This window comes from Vulcaniibacterium gelatinicum (assembly GCF_008033445.1).
Classification (GTDB): Bacteria; Pseudomonadota; Gammaproteobacteria; order Xanthomonadales; family Xanthomonadaceae; genus Vulcaniibacterium_B; species Vulcaniibacterium_B gelatinicum.
The window spans coordinates 41,607-59,609 of record NZ_VNKO01000012.1 but is presented as its reverse complement, the minus strand read 5'-3'; the positions used below and the strand labels follow the sequence as shown (position 1 = coordinate 59,609).

Sequence of the window (18,003 nt, the reverse complement as noted above, 5' to 3'; positions counted from 1 at the left end):
CGCCCGCCCCGGGTCACTCGTAGACGATGTCGGCGTCCACGCTCGTTCCGCCAGGCTGGCCGTCCTTGCCGTAGCTGAGCAGGTCGAACGGGCGGCCGTCGCCCGGCACGCGGTATTCGAACGGACGGTTCCACGGATCCTTCAGCTCCGACTCCTTGGCGTACGGCCCGAGCCAGCCGCTGGCGCCCGGGTCGGTCACCAGGTCGGTCAGCGCGTTCGGCAGGCTGCCGGTGTCCATCTCGTACTGCTGCACCTTCTCGGCCAGGGTCTGCACCTGGGAGCGGGCCAGGTTGGCCTTGGCGCGGTCGCCGCCGCCCAGGATCCGGCTCGCGGCGAAGGCGACGATGCCGCCGATCAGCACCACCACCAGGATGATCTCGATCAGGCTGAAGCCGGCCTGCGCGGACGCGGAAGGCGAACGGGTGATGGCTCGGGAAAACGTCATGGGGCGATCCTGTCGGGTCGGGCGAATCCTGCGCATTGTTCCACTCCACGGCGCCGGGCGGCAGACGCCCCGGCGCGGCCGCGTTCAGCCGATCGCGCTGGTCAGGTCGTAGATCGGGGTCAGCACCGCCAGGATCACGGTCATCACCACGAAGGTCAGCACCAGCATCACCGCCGGCACCAGCGCCGCGAGCATGCGGTCCAGGGCCAGCGCGGTCTCCTGCTCGAAGGTGTCGGCGGTCTTGAGCAACATCGCGTCCAGCGCGCCGGACTCCTCGCCGACCTGGATCATCTGCAGCGCCAGGCGCGGGAAGCGCTTGCCGCGCGCCAGCGCGGTGGACAGGCCGACGCCGTTCTTCACTTCCTCGGCCGCGGCCTCCACGTCCGCGGCCAGCAGCCGGTTGCCGAGCACGTTGCGGCCGATCCCGAGCGCGGTCAGCAGCGGCACGCCGTTGCGCAGCAGGGTGCCGAGCGTGCGCGCCAGGCGCGCGGTCTCGATCCGCGCGATCACCGGCCCGGCGATCCGCTGCCGCAGCAGCCAGGCGTCGAGCCGCTCGCGGAACACCGGGTCGCGGCGCTTGCGGTCCAACCACCACAGCGCCAGCGCCGGCAGCACCAGGAACACGATCCACCAGTCGCGCACAAACAGGCCCAGGCCCAGGATCAGGCGGGTGAACAGCGGCAGCTCCGCGTCCAGGCTGTCGTACATCGCCGCGAACTGCGGCACCACGTAGCCGAGCAGGAACAGCAGCGCAAACCCGACCAGCACCAGCAGGATCGCCGGATAGATCAGCGCGTTGACCACCCGCCCGCGCAGCGCGCGGCTGCGCTCGAGGTAGTCGGCCAGCCGTTGCAGCGTCTCCTGCAGGCTGCCGCCGGCCTCGCCCGCGCGCACCATGTTCACGTACAGGCGCGAGAACGTGCCGTGCTGGCGCTCGAGCGCGGCCGACAGCGAGGCGCCGCCGCGCACCGCGTCGCGGATGTCGGCGATGGTGCGGCGCGCGATCTCGTCGTCGGGCAGCTCGAGCAGGATGGTCAGGGCACGGTCGAGCGGCTGGCCGGCGCCGAGCAGGGTCGCCAGCTGCTGGGTGAACTGCACCAGCCGCGCCCCGGCGAAGGGCCGGGGCCGCAGCAGCGCGCGCCAGGCCGACTCGCCGCCGGCCTCCGCCGCCGGCCGCGCCTCCACCGGCAGGTGCCCCTGCTCCTGCAGCCGCGCGATCACCTCGCGCTCGTCGCCGGCCTCCATCTGGCCGTCGAGCAGTTCGCCGCGCGGGTTGAGCGCCTTGTAGCGGTAGAGGGGCACGCGAGCGATGGACGGGGAAACCGGAAGGCCATTGTAGCCACACGATGGCCCGCCACCGCGTCGCCGGCAGACGGGACCCGGCAGCACGAACGCCGCGAGATCACGCCGCCTCAGCCTCCTGGCGGGCGCGTGGCAAACCGCCGCACGCCAGCCTCCGCGAGCCTGGCATCCAGCGCCGCAAGGTACTTCTGCATCAGCTCGAACTGCCAGCCGGACAGTTCCCGCTCCCGGATGTAGGTGCGCACATCCATCCCCAGGCCGCAATTGCCCAGATACAGGCACTGTGTCAGCTCGTAGTGCTGATTCGGACCACACGGCGCCCCAAGCTCGCAGGCCCGCCAGCGCGCCGCCATCGCTTTGATGCGCCCGATGTCACTCGGCTGGATCAGGAGCCTGATCTCGGGAGAGAACACCTCCCGCTCCACCTGCCGTATCAGCCGCCCTTCACGCCCCCCGAGGCTCTCCAAGGCACGCCAGATCATCCACGGCTCATCCGCCTCCCGGAGGAGGGTCAAAAGCTCCTCCTCACTTTCCAGTGTTTCAGTATCGTAAGCCTTGGCTGCCACGTCCCCGCTCATTGCAGCCACCCGCAGCTGATCCGACAAGGCGCGCGCCTCCTCGAGACTGATGCTCGGCGGCCTGTCGCAGTACGACATCATCGCCCGCAGGGCGGCCTCTCTCGCCGAACGCTCCGCGGCGCCTTCCGATGCGAGCCGCACCTTGTGCCGTGGGTGATCACGGTCGCCACGCATCGGGTAGAAAGGCCGGCAGAGCATGTCGAGAGTGAGCACCGCCGCGATGGCCTGCGTATCGCCCTGCCTCGCCTGCCGCAGCAGCTTCGCTTCGATGTCGCTCATCCTGGCAGCCCGCTCGACCCAGTCCATGGGCGAGCCCGGCAGCGTGTCACCCGACCCGGCAGCGTGTCGTTGCCCGGCCAACTCCGCGGCGCCGGCTCCGGCCGTGGCGGCATCCCGGGCCTCGCTCGCGAATTGCCCCGGGACATCCGGGGCCGATCCCGTGGCCGCTCCCTGCCCGAACCGCCACGCCAGCAGGCCCGCCAGGGCCAGCATCAGCGCGGCCACCACCGCTACCGCAAATCGTCGTCCGCTGCTCATCCCTGTCATGCCTCGCAGTCTGGGGCTGCCGTCTCGAACATACCGTGGCTATCGAAAAAGCCAGAATCCGACCGGTAATACTTCCCCACCGAGCCGTTATTGAACACGACCATGAATTCGCGGCCTTGGTTATTCTTATCATCCGCGAGAAGCTGCACGAGGCGGGCACTATATCGTGCCTGCATCACCGTCCGATACGCCATCCACACCGCCGTCTCACGGGTGGTCGAATCGCCGCTGCACAACAGTTCCATGATGTCTGAGTCTTCCGGTGGAAGTGACACCTCCCCCGGCAGCGGTTCCGTGCGCGACGGCACCGAGAAAAAGACGTCGCAGCCGCTCCCCTCATACAGGGTCACCCAGCCGCTGACGCGAAACCCGACCACCTTGACCGTGGGCAACGTCGTCGTGGGAAAGGCATTCGACGAGAACATCAGAAGAGCAAAGAACACGACAGCGTGACGCAGCATGACATCTCCGTATGCCAAGCACCCGGCTTGGGTGCGCCGCGCACGCCACCCCCCTGTTCAGCCTTGTCAATCCCCTACCCTATGCGTCCTCGGTCACCCGCAGCACTTCCTCGATCGTGGTCACGCCGGCCAGGGCCTTGGCGATGCCGTCCTCGTACATGGTGCGCATGCCGTGCGTGCGCGCGAGCTGTTCGATCTCGCCCATGCCGGCGTGGCGGATCACCGCGCGGCGCAGCTCGTCGTTCATCACCAGGAACTCCATGATCGTGGTGCGGCCGAGGTAGCCGGTGGGCGAGAGCGCGGACGGGCGCGGGCGGTACAGGTGGATCGGGCCTTCGGGCTGCCAGCGGCGCAGGCCGAACTTCTCGATCTCCTCCGGCGAGGCCTCGTAGCGCTCGGCGTGGGTCGGCTCCAGCCGGCGCACCAGGCGCTGGGCGAGGATGCCGTTGACGGTGGAGGTCAGCAGGTAGTCCTCCACGCCCATGTCGAGCAGACGGGTGATGCCGCCGGCGGCGTTGTTGGTGTGCAGCGTGGACAGCACCAGGTGGCCGGTCAGCGCCGACTGGATCGCGATCCGGCACGTCTCCAGGTCGCGCATCTCGCCGATCATGATGATGTCGGGGTCCTGGCGCACGATCGAGCGCAGCGCATTGGCGAAGTCGAGCCCGATCTGCGGCTTGACCTGGATCTGGTTGATGCCCTCGATCTGGTACTCGACCGGATCCTCGACGGTGATGATCTTCACGTCCGGCGTGTTGAGCCGGGACAGCGCGGTGTAGAGCGTGGTGGTCTTGCCCGAGCCGGTGGGGCCGGTGACCAGCAGGATCCCGTGCGGCTGCTCGAGCACGTGCAGGAACTGCGGCAGCAGCTCGGCGCTGAAGCCCAGGCGCGCGAAGTCGAACACCACCGTCTCGCGGTCGAGCAGGCGCAGCACCACCGATTCGCCGAACGCGGTCGGCACGGTGGACACGCGCAGGTCCAGTTCGCGGCCCTGCACCCGGACCATGATCCGTCCGTCCTGCGGCAGGCGGCGCTCGGCGATGTTGAGCCGGGCCATGATCTTGACCCGCGAGATGATCGCGGCGGTCAGGTTCGCCGGCGGGCTCTCGGCCTCCTCCAGCACGCCGTCAATGCGGTAGCGCACCTTGAGCCGGTTCTCGAACGGCTCGATGTGGATGTCGGAGGCGCGCAGCTCGACCGCGCGCTGGATGATCAGGTTGACCAGGCGGATCACCGGCGCCTCGGACGCCAGGTCGCGCAGGTGCTCGACGTCGTCGGCCTCGCCGGCGGCCTCGCCCTCGGCGGTCTCCACGATCGCGCCCATCGCGCTGCGGCCCTGGCCGTGCCAGCGCTCGATCAGGTCGTCGATCTCCGAACGCAGCGCCACCTGCGGCCGCACCTCGCGCCCGCAGGCCAGGCGCAGCGCATCGAGCGCATAGCTGTCGTACGGGTCGGCCATCAGCACGTCCACGTGCGCGGGCGACTCGGCCACCGGCACCAGGTGGAACTGCTTCATGAACTTGACCGACAGCGCCACCTCCGGCGGCAGCTCGGGCGCGTCCTTGGCGCTGGCCAGCGGCAGGCCCAGCACCGCCGCGCAGGCCTCGGCGTGGTCGCGCTCGGACACCAGCCCGAGCCGGGCGAGCAGCGTCGGCAGGCTGCCGCCGGTTTCCTCCTGCAAGCGCCGCGCGCGGGCCAGGTCGGCTTCCTTGAGGCGGCCGCGGGCGAGCAGGGTCTCGACCACGCGGGCTTCGGGACCGGTTTCGCTCGCCGGAATGTCGCTGGCGACCGCATTCATTTTCGTCACGCCTGCCATGCGCCCGCTGTCCGGGCGGAGGCGACGACTCTAGCAGGTCGCCCATCCGGCCCGGCGCGCCGGTCAGTACCAGGCGCATGGCGTGCGGCGGATGGCCGAGGGCCACCGCCCTCACCGTTATGAGACTTGCGTCACAAAAAACACCGCGCGGCGCTCGGTCGCCGCGGGTCCGACAGGGGGAGACGACATGTCATCCGGTTCCGCGCCGGCGGCGCTCCGTGGTTGGGCGCCCCTGCTCCTGGCCACGCTGTTGGCCGCTCCTTTCCCCACCCAGGCCGCATGCACCGGCAATCCCAACGCCCGGGTGGATCCGCTCAGCCAGACCGTGCCGGAAACCACCGGCGGCGCACCCACGGTGGTGGTGCTCGACGGCAGCAAGTCCACGCCGAACCAGCCCGATCTGGGGTATGCCTGGCAGTACCTCGGCAGCACGCCCTCGGGCTTCACGGTCAGCCTGAGCGGAGCCAACACGGCCACCGCCAGCTTCGCCGCCCCGAACGTCCCGGTCGGCGGCGCCAGCCTGCAGTTCCGGCTGACCGTCACCTGCGGCACGCGCACCAGCAGTACGACCACCACCATCAACGTCACCGACGTGGTGGTCAACACGCCGCCGACCCCGGTCGCCGTGGCGGTGCCAGAGAACGCCGCCGAAGGCACCCTGGTCACCCTCGACGGCAGCGCCTCCTACGACCTCGACCCGGGCACCACCCTGAGCTACCAGTGGACCCAGATCGGCGGCTCGCCCACGGTGCTGCTCAGCAGCGCCAATCCCGCCGGCTCCATCGTCACCTTCGTCGCCCCCAACCTGCCGGCGACGACCAGCCTGACGTTCCGTCTGACGGTGTCGGACGGCAGCCTCTCGGCCAGCGCGAACCGCATCGTCAACATCCTCTGGAGCAACGACCCGCCCGTGGCTTCGCTGGTCTGCCCCGGCGGACTGATCGAGGCCGACGAGGGCGCGCTGGTCACCCTCGACGGCAGCGGCTCGAGCGATCCGGACGGCACCATCGCCAGCTACACCTGGGATCAGTACGCCGGCCTGCCCAATCTGGGCCTGGGCGCCCATGCGACGCCGACGATCGCCTTCTCCGCCCCGGCGCTGGGGTACCAGCAGACCGGCGCGCTGCAGGTGCGTCTGACGGTGACCGACGACCAGGGCGCCTCGGCCTCGGCCGAATGCGGGCTGTTCGTCCACGACGTCACCCCGCCGCTGATCACGGTGCCGGGCGACCTCACGGTCGAGGCCGATTCCGCTGCCGGTGCCGCGGTCAGCTATGCCGTCACGGCGCAGGACGCGGTGGACGATGAGTTCCCGTATCCGCTCGCGTGCACACCGCCCTCGGGCAGCGTGTTCCCCCTCGCGGCCGCCCCGGCCAAGGCACTCGCCACGCCCGTCGCCTGCGCCGCCACGGACTCCGCCGGCAACACCGCGAACGCCGGCTTCACCATCACCGTGCAGGACACCACGCCGCCGGTGATCACGGTGCCGGGCGCGCTCGGCGTCGAAGCCACCGGGGCCGACGGCGCCGTGGCCCATTTCGACGCCACCACGCTGGACGTGGTGGATGGCGCGGGCGTGGCCGACTGCACGCCGCCCAGCGGCAGCACCTTCCCGCTCGGCGACACCACCGTGACCTGCACCGCCAGCGATGCGCGCGGCAACCCGGCTGCACCCGCCGCGTTCATCCTCACGGTGCACGACACCACGCCGCCGACGATCGAACCGCACGCGGACCTCGGCCCGATCGAGGCCACCGGCCCGAGCGGCGCCGTCGTGACCTACACCAGCCCGGCGACCACCGACCTGGTGGACGGCGTCGGCACCGCGACCTGCCTGCCGGCCTCCGGCAGCACCTTCCCGCTCGGCACCAGCACCGTCACCTGCACCGCCGCCGATGCCGCCGGCAACGCCGCCACGCCGACGCAGTTCCAGGTCACGGTGGCAGACACCACGCCGCCGGTGATCGCGGCGCATGCGGATGTGTCCGCCACCGCCGCCTCGTCCGCCGGCGCGGTGGTGAGCTACACGCCGCCGACCGCCACCGACCTGGTGGACGGCCCGGTGGCCGTGACCTGCACTCCCGCCTCCGGCAGCACGTTCCCGGTCGGCCCCAGCACCGTGCAATGCTCGGCCACCGACAATGCCGGCAACACCGGCAACTCGAGTTTCATCGTGCAGGTGAGCTATGCCTGGACCGGCTTCTTCCGCCCGGTGGACAACGCGCCGACGCTCAACACCGTGCGCGCCGGCAGCGCGGTGCCGGTGAAGTTCAGCCTCGGCGGCGACATGGGCCTGGCGATCTTCGCCGCCGGGCATCCGCGCGCGGCGCTGATGGCCTGCGCCAGCGGCGCGGTGGAGGACGTGGTCGAGGAAACCGTCACCGCCGGCGGCAGCACGCTCACCTACGATGCGGTCGCGAAGCAGTACGTGTACGTGTGGAAGACCGACAAGGCCTGGGCCGGCAGCTGCCGCCAGCTCCAGATCCGCTTCGCCGACGGCAGCCTGCGGGTGGCCAACTTCAAGCTCACCAAGTGAGCCCGGCCACAACGACGAAGGCCCGGTCCTGCGACCGGGCCTTCGTGCTTCCGCACACCACTGCACGCGGACTTCACCCCACCCACACCCGCGCGTTGCGGAACATGCGCAGCCACGGCGAGTCGTCCGGCCACTCGCGCGGGGCCCAGCTGAAGTTGGCCTGGCGCAGGGTGCGCTCGGGGTGCGGCATCAGGATGGTGACGCGGCCGTCGTCGCTGGTCAGGCCGGCGATGCCGTCGGCCGAGCCGTTCGGGTTGAGCGGGTACATGCTGGCGATGCGGCCCTCGCCGTCCACGTAGCGCAGTGCCACGCGCGCGGCGGCCGGGTCGGTGCCGGCATCGAACGCGGCGCGGCCCTCGCCGTGCGCGACCGCGACCGGGATCCGCGAGCCGGCCATGCCGCGCAGGAACAGCGAGGGCGAGTCCTCCACCTGCAGCAGCGACAGCCGCGCCTCGTACTGCTCGCTGCGGTTGCGCAAAAAGCGCGGCCAGTGCGCGGCGCCGGGGATGATGTCCTTGAGCTGCGACAGCATCTGGCAGCCGTTGCACACGCCCAGGGCGAAGGTGTCGGGACGGGCGAAGAACGCGGCGAAGGCCTCGCGCAGCTCGGCGCGCTCCAGGATCGAGGTGGCCCAGCCGCGGCCGGCGCCGAGCACGTCGCCGTAGGAGAAACCGCCGCAGGCGACGATGCCCTTGAACCCGTCCAGGCGCACGCGCCCGGCGATCAGGTCGCTCATGTGCACGTCGTAGGCGGCGAAGCCGGCGCGGTCGAAGGCCACCGCGGTCTCGACCTGGCTGTTGACGCCCTGCTCGCGCAGGATCGCGACCCTGGGCCGCGCGCCGGTGGCGATGTACGGGGCGGCGACGTCCTCGGCCGGATCGAAGCCGAGCTTCGGCCGCAGCCCGGGCGCGTGGAAGTCGCGCGCCACGGCGCGCTCCTCGTCGGCGCATTCGGGGTTGTCGCGCAGCCGCTGCATGGCGTGGGTCACCGCCCACCAGGCGTCGAACAGCTCCTCCCAGCGCCATTCGGCGAGCGCCTGGCCGTCGCGCAGCACGCGCACCGCGGGCGCGGTGGTGGGCCTGGCGATGCGCTGCGCGCAATCAATCAGGCCGTGGCGCGCGATCAGGTCGGCGAACTCGGCGCGGTCCGCGCTCGCGATCTGCACCACCGCGCCCAGTTCCTCGTTGAACAGGGTGCGGAACGGATCCTCGCCCCAGCCGTCGAGCGAGATGTCCAGGCCCAGGTGCGAACAGAACGCCATCTCGCACAGCGCGGCGAAGGCGCCGCCGTCGGAACGGTCGTGGTAGGCGCGCAGCAGGCCCGCGGCGCGCGCGTCGCGGATCAGCTCGAAGAACGCGCGCAGGCGCGCCGGGTCGTCGAGGTCGGGCACGTCGCCGGCGAACGCCGGCAGGGCCGGGTTGGTCGCGGCCTCGGGATGGCACTGGGCCAGGATCGAGCCGCCCAGGCGCTGCCGGCCGGCGCCCAGGCCGATCAGCCACAGCTCGGTGTCGGCCTCGCGCGCGAGCAGCGGGGTCAGCGCCTGGCGCACGTCGGCCACCGGCGCGAACGCGGACACGACCAGCGACACCGGCGCCACCGTCTTGTGCGTCGCGCCCTCGTGCGGCCACTGCGCCTGCATGGACAGCGAGTCCTTGCCGACCGGAATGGCGAGGTCGAGCGCCGGGCACAGCTCCAGGCCCACCGCCTTGACCGCGTCGTACAGGCGCGCGTCCTCGCCGGGGTGGCCGGCGGCGGCCATCCAGTTGGCGGAGAGCTTGATCCGGTCCAGCGCCCCGACCGGCGCCGCGCACAGGTTGGTGATCGCCTCGCCCACCGCCATGCGCGCGCTCGCCTCGGGGTCGAGCAGGGCGAGCGGAGTGCGCTCGCCGATCGCCATCGCCTCGCCGGCGGTGCCGTCGAAGCCGGAGAAGGTGATCGCACAGTCGGCCACCGGCAACTGCCATGGGCCGACCATCTGGTCGCGCACGCTCAGGCCGCCGACGCTGCGGTCGCCGATGGTGACCAGGAAGGCCTTGGCGGCGACGGTCGGATGCGCGAGCACGCGCAGGCCGGCCTGGCGCAGGTCGAGCGCGGCGCCGTTGAGCTGCGGCCAGCGCGGCGCGGGCGGATGCGCGGTGTCGCGATGCATCTTCGGCGGCTTGCCGAACAGCACGTCCATCGGCAGGTCGATGGCCCAGGGCGTGGCCCCGTCCTGCCCCTGCGCGGCCGTGCCCTGCACCGCCTCGACCGTGGCCCCGTACCCGACCACCAGCCGCTGTTCCGCGGTCGCATGCCCCACCACCGCGAACGGGCAGCGTTCGCGCAGGCACAACGCGGCGAATTCGCCCACCCGCTCGGCCGGGATGCCGAGCACGTAGCGCTCCTGCGATTCGTTGCACCACAGCTGCATCGGCGACAGCGAGGGATCGTCGCTGGGCACCTTGGCCAGGTCAATCACGCCGCCCACGCCGGAGTCGTGCAGCAGCTCGGGGATCGCGTTGGACAGGCCGCCGGCGCCGACGTCGTGGATGGACAGGATCGGGTTGTCCGCGCCGAGCGCGACGCAGCGGTCGATCACTTCCTGGCAGCGGCGCTGCATCTCGGGGTTGTCGCGCTGCACGCTGGCGAAGTCGAGCTCCTCGGCGCTGTCGCCCGCGGCCACCGAGCTGGCCGCGCCGCCGCCCAGGCCGATCAGCATCGCCGGGCCGCCGAGCACGATCACCGCATCGCCGGGGCGCAGCCGGCGCTTTTCGACCAGCGGGCGGTCAATCGCGCCCACGCCGCCGGCGAGCATGATGGGCTTGTCGTAGCCGCGCACCAGCCCGTCGGCCTCGCGCAGCTCGAAGCTGCGGAAGTAGCCGGCGAGGTTGGGCCGGCCGAACTCGTTGTTGAACGCGGCCGCGCCGATCGGGCCCTCGAGCATGATCTCGAACGCGCTGGCCATGCGCGGGTTGAGCGGCCGCGGGCTCTCCCACGGCTGCGCCAGGGCCGGGATGCGCAGGTGCGAGACCGAGAACCCGCACAGCCCCGCCTTCGGCCGGCCGCCGCGGCCGGTGGCGCCCTCGTCGCGGATCTCGCCGCCGGCGCCGGTGGAGGCGCCCGGGAACGGCGCGATCGCGGTGGGGTGGTTGTGGGTCTCGACCTTGATGCAGAACGCGCTCTCGGTCAGCGGCTCGGCGCGGTATTCGTGGGTGTGCGGGTCGGGCCGGAAGCGGCGCGCCGGATGGCCTTCCACCACCGCCGCGTTGTCGGCGTACGCCGACAGGGTGTGCTGCGGCGTCTGCGCGTGGGTGTGCTTGATCATCTTGAACAGCGAGGTGGGCATCTCGCGTCCGTCGATGGTCCAGCTGGCGTTGAAGATCTTGTGCCGGCAGTGCTCGGAGTTGGCCTGCGCGAACATCATCAGCTCGATGTCGTGCGGGTCGCGGCCGAGTTCGGCGTAGCGGGCGCGCAGGTAGTCGAGCTCGTCCTCGGCCAGGGCCAGGCCGAGGCGGCGGTTGGCGGCCTCGAGCGCCTCGCGCGGCACCACCTCGAGCGCGCCGGGCGCGGGGGCGCGGAACAGCGCCGCGCCGTCCTCGCGCGCGGCCAGCAGCGACTGCGTCATCGGGTCGTGCAGCAGCCGGGCCAGCGCCGCCTGCCGGGCCGGATCGTCGGGCCAGCCGGACAGATCCAGGCGCGTGCCGCGCTCGACCCGCTTCAGCGCCAGGCCGGCGCCGTGCAGCAGCTCGGTGGCCTTGCTCGCCCACGGCGAGATCGTGCCCAGGCGCGGCACCACGTAGCGCGAGACTGACTCCGGCGCGCGCGGCGCCTGGCCTTCGCCGGCCTGCAGGATGCGCGCAAGGGCGGCGGTGTCCAGGCGTGCGCCGGATTCCGGCTCGACCCAGTAGGTGAACCAGGCACCGGTGATGCGCAACGCGGGAACGACGGTCTGGAGGCGGGCTTCGAGCCGTTCACGGCGGAACGGCGACAGGGCCGGCAGGCCCTCGAGGACGATCATGTCCGGGGAAACCGTGGCAAACGGGCCGGCCATTGTAGCGAAAGCCGCCGCCCCGCCCCCGGGCGGGCCCGCCCCGCCGGGCGGCGGGGCGGGAAATCCGGGCTCAGGGCGCGGCCGCGGTGCGCGCCGTCTCCGCCTCGGCAGCGTGCTTGTCCAGCGCCGCGCGCAGCTGTGCCGGCGGCAGGTAGCCGCCGAACTGGGTGCCGTCGGCGCTCAGGATCATCGGCGTGCCGGTCAGGCCCATGCGCTGGCCCAGCGCGTACTGGATCTGCACCGGGTTCTTGCAGGTCTTCTTCGGCACCGGCCGGTCGTTCTTGGCGTCGGTCAGCGCCTTGCGCGGGTCGGCCGCGCACCACACCGACTCCATGGTGCGGAAGTCGGCACTGCCCGGGCCCATGCGCGGGAACGCCAGGTATTCGACCGCGATGCCCTGGCGGTTGTACTCGGCGATCTCGTTGTGCAGCTTGCGGCAGAAGCCGCAGGAGACGTCGGTGAACACGGTCACCGTGTGCTTCGGGTTCGGCGGCGCGAACACGATCCGGTCGCGCGCCGGCACCGTGGCCAGCAGCTCCCTGCGCAGCGCGGCCAGGCTCTGCTCGCCCAGGTTCTTCTTCGCCGCGATGTCGTACAGCGTGCCCTGCAGCAGGTACTTGCCGTCGTCGCTGATGTAGATCACCTGGCCGCCGACGATCGCCTCGCGGAACCCCGCGATCGGTGCCGGACCGAGCCGGTCCACCTTCAACTCCGGATTGATCGCGCGCAGCGCCTCGCGCGCGCGGGCCTCGGGCGATCCGGCGGCATAGGCCGGCTCGGAGGCAGACGCCGGGGTCGCCGGCGCCTGCGACTGGGCGCCGGGCTTGGCGGCGGTGGCGGCCGGGCCCGGCCCCTGGGCACAGGCGGACAGGCTGAGGGTGCCGAGCAGGGCGAGGGTCAGACGCTTCATTCGGGACTCGTGGGTGGTGATTGAGGATCGGGGACGGCCGCCGCTCAGGCGGCCGGGTTCCCGATTGTGGCATGCCGCGGCGCGCGCAGCCGCCGGGGGCGGGACCGTCAGCCGCGCGGATGGTGCCGGGCGTGCAGCTTCTGCAGCTGTTCGCGCGCGACCAGGGTGTAGATCTGGGTGGTCGAGAGCGAGCTGTGGCCGAGCAGCAGCTGCAACGCGCGCAGGTCGGCGCCGTGGTTGAGCAGATGGGTGGCGAAGCTGTGGCGCAGGCCGTGCGGGCTGATCCGCCGCGGCTCGATCCCGGCCGCGCCGGCATAGCGCTTGACCAGTTGCCAGAACTGCTGCCGGGTCGGCGCCCGCCCCTGCGCGGTCAGGAACAGCGGCGCGAGCACACGCTTGCCGGCGAGCTGCGGCCGCGCCTGCTCGAGGTAGCGTTCGAGCCAGTGCTGCGCCTCCTCGCCCAGCGGCACCAGCCGCTCCTTGCCACCCTTGCCGGTGACCCGCAGCACGCCCTGGCGCAGGTTGAGCGCGGTCGCGGGCAGCGCCACCAGTTCGCCCACCCGCAGGCCGGTGGCGTACATCAGCTCCAGCATCGCCTTGTCGCGCAGGCCCAACGCCGTGGCCGCATCCGGCGCGGCCAGCAACGCCTCGATCTCGCTCTCCGACAGCGCCTTGGGCAGCGCGCGCGGCAGTTTCGGCGGCTCCAGCAACGCGGTCGGGTCGTCGCCGCGGGTCCCGCGCCGCAGCAGCCAGGCGTAGAACGCGCGCAATGCCGACAGCAGGCGCGCGTTGCTGCGCGGCGAATAGCCTTCGCGGCTGCGCAGGGCGAGGTAGTCGAACAGGCGCGCGCGGTCGGCCGCGGCGAGGTTGGGGCGCCAGCGTGCCAGTCCTTCCAGGTCGCGTCGGTAGCTCGCCAGGGTGGCCTGGGCCACGCCGCTCTCGGCCCACAACGCATCGAGGAAGGCCTCGATCAGCGCGGCATCCTCGGCCGCGAGCGGCGGACGCTGCATCGCACGCTGGCGGCGGTCGGCGGCGGTGGGCATGACGGCAGTCACGAAGCACTGATGCCGCGATGGTGCCTGCTTGCGCGCGGGGCGTGCACCCCCACCCCAGCCCCCCGCTGCGCGGGGAGGGGGACGGCCTTCCCGTATCCTTCCGCGCATGTCCCTGCCCGCCCCGCGCCCCCTGATCGGCTGGCGCCTGCTCGCCCTGCTCTACGACTTCTTCCCCGCCTGCGCACTGTGGTTCGCGGTGGCCGCGCTCGCGCTGCTGCTGCACGGCAACGAACCGGTGCGCGCCGACACCCTGGCCGGCTGGCTGGAACTGGGCGCGCTGTGGCTGGTGACCGGCGCCTATGCGGTGCTGAGCTGGCGCCGCGGCGGGCAGACCCTGGGCATGCGGCCGTGGCGGCTGCGGGTGGTGGCCGCCGACGGCGGGCCGGCGTCCTCGCGCGCGCTGTGGCTCCGCTACGCGGTCGGCGGGCTGTCGCTGCTGGCGGCAGGGCTGGGGTTCTGGTGGGCGTGGTGGGATCGCGAACGGTTGACGTGGCACGACCGCGCCAGCGGCACGCGCCTGGTCCGCGAACCCAAGTCTGTCTGAGCGGCGGGCGCGGCTCAGCCCGAGCGGCGCTTGAACAGCAGCACCGACACCGTCAGCAGCAGCACCGGCGGCAGCAGGTAGGCGATGCGGTAGTCGAAGCGGTACACGCTGGCCAGCTTGACGAACTGCTCCTGCAGCATCCAGAAGCCGAGCGCGAACACGATGCCGAGGAACAGGCGCTTGCCGAGCCCGCCGCTGCGCAGCGCGCCGAACGCGAACGGCGCCGCCGCCAGGCACAGCGCCAGCACGTTGAGCGGATAGAACCAGCGGCCCCAGTACACCTCCTCGAACTCGGAGGCGTCCAGGCCGTTGCGGCGGTGGTACTCGATGCTGCGGCGCAATTCGTCCGAGCGCAGGTAGCGCGGCCGGGTCACGCTCGCGGTCAGCGCGGTGGCGTCCAGGCGCGAGGCCCAGCGCTCCTCGGCGACGCGCTCCTCGCGCACCGACCGTTCCCCGAAATGCACGCGCCGCACGTCGCGCAGCAGCCAGCCGCCCGGGCGATGTTCGGCGCTGGCCGCGTGCGCGGCGGACTGGAGCCGGCCCTCGGCGTCGAACCGGTACAGGCGCACCTCGCGCAGCTCCAGCCAATGGTCGTCGCCAGCGCTGCGTTCGCGCCCGGTCTGCGCGTTGAGGAACATCTCGCCCTCGCGCGCCCACAGGCCCGAGTACTGGGCCACGATCAGGTCGTTGGAACGCGCCGAGGCCTTGATCGCGTCCGCACGCCGGTTGCCCCACGGGCCCAGGGTTTCGCCGTTGAGCACCATCAACCCGGTCAACAGGGCGAGGGCGGCCGCCACCGCCAGGCTGAGCCGGCGCCGCGACAGCCCCAGCGCACGCAGCGCGGTCAGCTCCGAACTGGCCGCGAGCTGGCCCAGCCCCATCAGCGAGCCGATCACCGCCGCGGTCGGGAACAGCTGGTAGGCGCGGCGCGGGATCGTCCACAGGAGGTAGGCCAGCGCCTCGGGAATGCCGTAGCGGCCCTTGCCGATGTCGGCCGCCTCGCCGAACAGGGCCATCACCACGTCCAGCCCGACCAGCACCGTCCAGGCCAGCAGCACCGAGGCGAACACCACCCGGCCGACGTACAGATCGTGGAGGCGCAGCAGCGGTTTCATCGGCGGCGCACCCGCGGCAGCCGGCCGTCGGCGAAGTACAGCCAGGTCGCCAGTGCCAGCAGCGGCAGCAGCAGCCACCACAGGCCCGCCGCGGCGGGCAGGCGCCCGGCGGCGATCCACTCGGTGCCGAGCGTGGCCAGGTTCATGCACACCAGGTAGGCGAGCATGCCGAGCAGGATCCGGCCATGGCGGGCCTGGCGCGGCCCGCTGCGGGCCAGCGGGAAGGCGAGCAGGGCGAAGGCCAGGGTCAGCAGCACCGGCGCCAGCCGCCGGTGCAGTTGCGCCTGCGCGGCCGGGCGCGGGTCGCCAAGCAGGGCCAGGGTCGGCAGCAGTTCCGGATCGTCGGGGGCGGCCGCCTGCTCACGGTCCGGCAGGCGGATCTCGTTGCGGGCATAACGCATCAGCCGGTAGTCCAGCCCGTCGGCGGCCGGGCCCTCGACCCGGAACCCGTCCTCCAGGCGCAGGTAGCGCTCGCGCGGGCCGGCGAAGAACAGGCTGCCGCCGCGCGCGGTGGTGACGTCCACCCGGTCCTCGCTCTGGCGGTGCACGAACACCCGCTCCAGACGCTCGCCGTCGGCCGACATCGCCCCGACATAGACCACTCCGCCGCCCGGCAGCTCGGCGAAGCGCCCCGGCTCCAGCCCGGCCACCACCAGGCCGCGGTTGGCCTCCTCGATCATCCGGTTCGACACCCGCTGCCCCCACGGCCCCAGCCACAGCGAGCAGGCGCCGACCAGCAGCAGCATCGGCAGCAGCAGCCCGGCCAGCGGCCGCAGCATCCGCCGCGGCCCCACCCCCACCGCCGCCAGCACCGGCATCTCCGAGTCGCGGTACAGCCGGCCCAGCGCCAGCAGCAGGCCGAGCAGCACCGCCAGCGGCAGGATCAGCGGCAGGTAGCGCAGCAACTGCAACCCGATCTGCGACAGCAGCAGCGTGGCCGGCACCTTGCCGCGGGCGATCCGGTCCAGCACCACCCCCAGCATCGCGCTCATGCTGACCATGCCCAGCACCACCAGCGCCGCGAACACGGAGTGGGCGAATTCGCGGGTGAGATAGCGGTCGAGCTTCGGCATCGGGCCTTGGTGTCTTAGACTTCCGGGTTCTGCGCGGCACGGCCCCCCGGCGGGCCGTGCGAACCCGCGATTGTACGGAACCCCGTCGCTCTCCCCCGGAATCTTCGTTCGATGGCCCTCGAATTCACCCTGAACCACGACGCCCCCGCGTCCGTCGCCACCGACTGCGTGATCGTCGGCGCCTATGCCGACAACCGCCTGACCCCGGCCGGGGACGCCCTCGACGCCGCCAGCGGCGGGCGCCTGAAGGCCCTGCTCGAGCGCGGCGACGTCAGCGGCAAGACCGGCAAGACCGCGCTGCTGCACGACCTGCCCGGCGTGGCCGCGCCGCGGGTGCTGGTGGTGGGCCTGGGCGAGGCGGACAAGTTCGGCGTGGCGCAGTACCTCAAGGCGGTGGGCGACGCCGCGCGCGCGCTCAAGCTCGGGCCGGTGCGGCGCGCGCTGCTGACCCTGTCCGAACTGCCGGTCAAGGGCCGCGACGGCGCCTGGAACATCCGCCAGGCCGCGATCGCCGCCGACCATGCCTGCTACCGCTACACCGCCACCCTCGGCGCCAAGAACAAGCAGCGCGAGGAGCGCGGCCTGGAGGCGCTGGCCATCCACGGCGCGGACGCCGCCGCGCTGGCCCAGGGGCGCGCCATCGCCGCCGGCGTGGCCTTCGCCCGCGAACTCGGCAACCTGCCGCCCAACATCTGCAACCCGGCCTACCTGGCGCAGCAGGCGCAGCAGTGCGCGGCGCGCTACCCGCAGGCCGCGTGCGAGGTGCTGGAGGAGGCGCAGATGCGCGAGCTCGGCATGGGCGCGCTGCTCGGCGTGGCCCAGGGCTCGGCCAATCCGCCCAAGCTCATCGTGCTGCGCTGGAACAACGGCGGCGAGGCCCGGCCCTACGTGCTGGTCGGCAAGGGCATCACCTTCGACACCGGCGGCATCAACCTCAAGGTGCAGGGCGGCATCGAGGAGATGAAGTACGACATGTGCGGCGCCGCCGGCGTGCTCGGCGCGTTCGTCGCCGCCGCCGAGATGGCGCTGCCGCTGAACCTGGTGGTGCTGGTGCCGGCGGTGGAGAACATGCCCGACGGCCGCAGCTACCGTCCTTCCGACATCCTCACCTCGATGTCGGGCAGGACCATCGAGGTCGGCAACACCGACGCCGAGGGCCGCCTGATCCTGTGCGACGCCATGACCTACGCCGAGCGCTACTCGCCCGCCGCGCTGGTGGACGTGGCCACCCTCACCGGGGCGTGCGTGGTCGCGCTGGGCAAGCACGCCAGCGGCCTGATGAGCAAGCACGACGACCTGGCCGCGGAACTGCTCGCCGCCGGCGAGACCACCTTCGACCGCGCCTGGCGCCTGCCGCTGTGGGAGGAGTACCAGTCGCAGCTCGACTCCACCTTCGCCGACGTCTACAACATCGGCGGCCGCTGGGCCGGCGCGATCACCGCCGGCTGCTTCCTGGCCCGCTTCGCCGAGGGCCAGCGCTGGGCGCACCTGGACATCGCCGGCGTGGCCAACGAGGAAGGCAAGCGCGGCATGGCCACCGGCCGTCCGGTCGGCCTGCTCGCGCAGTGGCTGCTCGACCGCGTGGCCTGAGC

General features: G+C 72.2%; 13 protein-coding genes. 3 read left to right on the top strand and 10 right to left on the bottom strand.

The genetic code is table 11. The features are described 5' to 3' along the window. Positions 1-13: 13 nt before the first annotated feature. The 5 genes from gspG to gspE all read right to left on the bottom strand — a co-directional run bounded on the left by gspG (position 14) and on the right by gspE (position 5,130). Positions 14-445 (bottom strand): type II secretion system major pseudopilin GspG, encoded by a 432-nt coding sequence (gspG, locus tag FPV26_RS08475; RefSeq protein ID WP_147653452.1) that lies wholly within the window; start codon positions 443-445, stop codon positions 14-16. An 84-nt stretch (positions 446-529) separates the two neighbouring features. After that, the gene (gene xpsF / locus FPV26_RS08470) at positions 530-1,747 is read right to left on the bottom strand and encodes a type II secretion system protein XpsF (protein ID WP_147653451.1); all 1,218 of its coding nucleotides are present in this window, start codon (positions 1,745-1,747) and stop codon (positions 530-532) included. A 110-nt stretch (positions 1,748-1,857) separates the two neighbouring features. Further along, the gene (locus FPV26_RS08465) at positions 1,858-2,871 is read right to left on the bottom strand and encodes a hypothetical protein (protein WP_181952604.1); all 1,014 of its coding nucleotides are present in this window, start codon (positions 2,869-2,871) and stop codon (positions 1,858-1,860) included. Next, a complete protein-coding gene (locus FPV26_RS08460) occupies positions 2,868-3,332 on the bottom strand; it encodes a hypothetical protein (RefSeq protein ID WP_147653449.1) in 465 nt (154 codons plus the stop codon). The genes FPV26_RS08465 and FPV26_RS08460 overlap by 4 nt, the downstream gene beginning before the upstream one ends. A gap of 79 nt (positions 3,333-3,411) precedes the next feature. Next, positions 3,412-5,130, bottom strand: a complete 1,719-nt coding sequence (gene gspE, locus FPV26_RS08455; RefSeq protein ID WP_147653448.1) for a type II secretion system ATPase GspE — start codon at positions 5,128-5,130, stop codon at positions 3,412-3,414. A 205-nt stretch (positions 5,131-5,335) separates the two neighbouring features. On the opposite strand from gspE, the gene FPV26_RS08450 reads away from it, so the two are divergent. Next, entirely contained in the window at positions 5,336-7,684 is a 2,349-nt protein-coding gene (locus FPV26_RS08450) for a PxKF domain-containing protein (protein WP_181952603.1), read from the top strand. 73 nt (positions 7,685-7,757) lie between these two features. On the opposite strand, the gene purL is transcribed toward FPV26_RS08450, so the two are convergent. From purL to xerD, 3 genes are all read right to left on the bottom strand, one after another. Then, complete coding sequence (gene purL, locus FPV26_RS08445) at positions 7,758-11,681, bottom strand: phosphoribosylformylglycinamidine synthase (RefSeq protein WP_147653446.1); 3,924 nt, start codon at positions 11,679-11,681, stop codon at positions 7,758-7,760. A gap of 103 nt (positions 11,682-11,784) precedes the next feature. Beyond that, entirely contained in the window at positions 11,785-12,624 is an 840-nt protein-coding gene (locus FPV26_RS08440; RefSeq protein WP_147653445.1) for a disulfide isomerase DsbC N-terminal domain-containing protein, read from the bottom strand. Positions 12,625-12,731: 107 nt separating this feature from the next. Beyond that, the gene (xerD, locus tag FPV26_RS08435) at positions 12,732-13,679 is read right to left on the bottom strand and encodes a site-specific tyrosine recombinase XerD (protein WP_246109245.1); all 948 of its coding nucleotides are present in this window, start codon (positions 13,677-13,679) and stop codon (positions 12,732-12,734) included. A 106-nt stretch (positions 13,680-13,785) separates the two neighbouring features. On the opposite strand from xerD, the gene FPV26_RS08430 reads away from it, so the two are divergent. After that, entirely contained in the window at positions 13,786-14,223 is a 438-nt protein-coding gene (locus FPV26_RS08430) for an RDD family protein (protein ID WP_147653443.1), read from the top strand. 14 nt (positions 14,224-14,237) lie between these two features. Here FPV26_RS08430 and lptG read toward each other — a convergent pair whose 3' ends face one another. Next, on the bottom strand, positions 14,238-15,383 hold the full coding sequence (gene lptG / locus FPV26_RS08425; protein ID WP_425473081.1) for an LPS export ABC transporter permease LptG: 1,146 nt from the start codon (positions 15,381-15,383) through the stop codon (positions 14,238-14,240). Then, positions 15,335-16,411 carry an LPS export ABC transporter permease LptF gene (gene lptF, locus FPV26_RS08420; RefSeq protein WP_147653441.1) on the bottom strand — a complete coding sequence of 359 codons (1,077 nt, stop codon included), beginning with the start codon at positions 16,409-16,411 and terminating at the stop codon, positions 15,335-15,337. The genes lptG and lptF overlap by 49 nt, the downstream gene beginning before the upstream one ends. A 111-nt stretch (positions 16,412-16,522) precedes the next feature. On the opposite strand from lptF, the gene FPV26_RS08415 reads away from it, so the two are divergent. Then, on the top strand, positions 16,523-18,001 hold the full coding sequence (locus tag FPV26_RS08415) for a leucyl aminopeptidase (protein ID WP_147653440.1): 1,479 nt from the start codon (positions 16,523-16,525) through the stop codon (positions 17,999-18,001). The last annotated feature ends 2 nt before the right edge of the window (positions 18,002-18,003 follow it).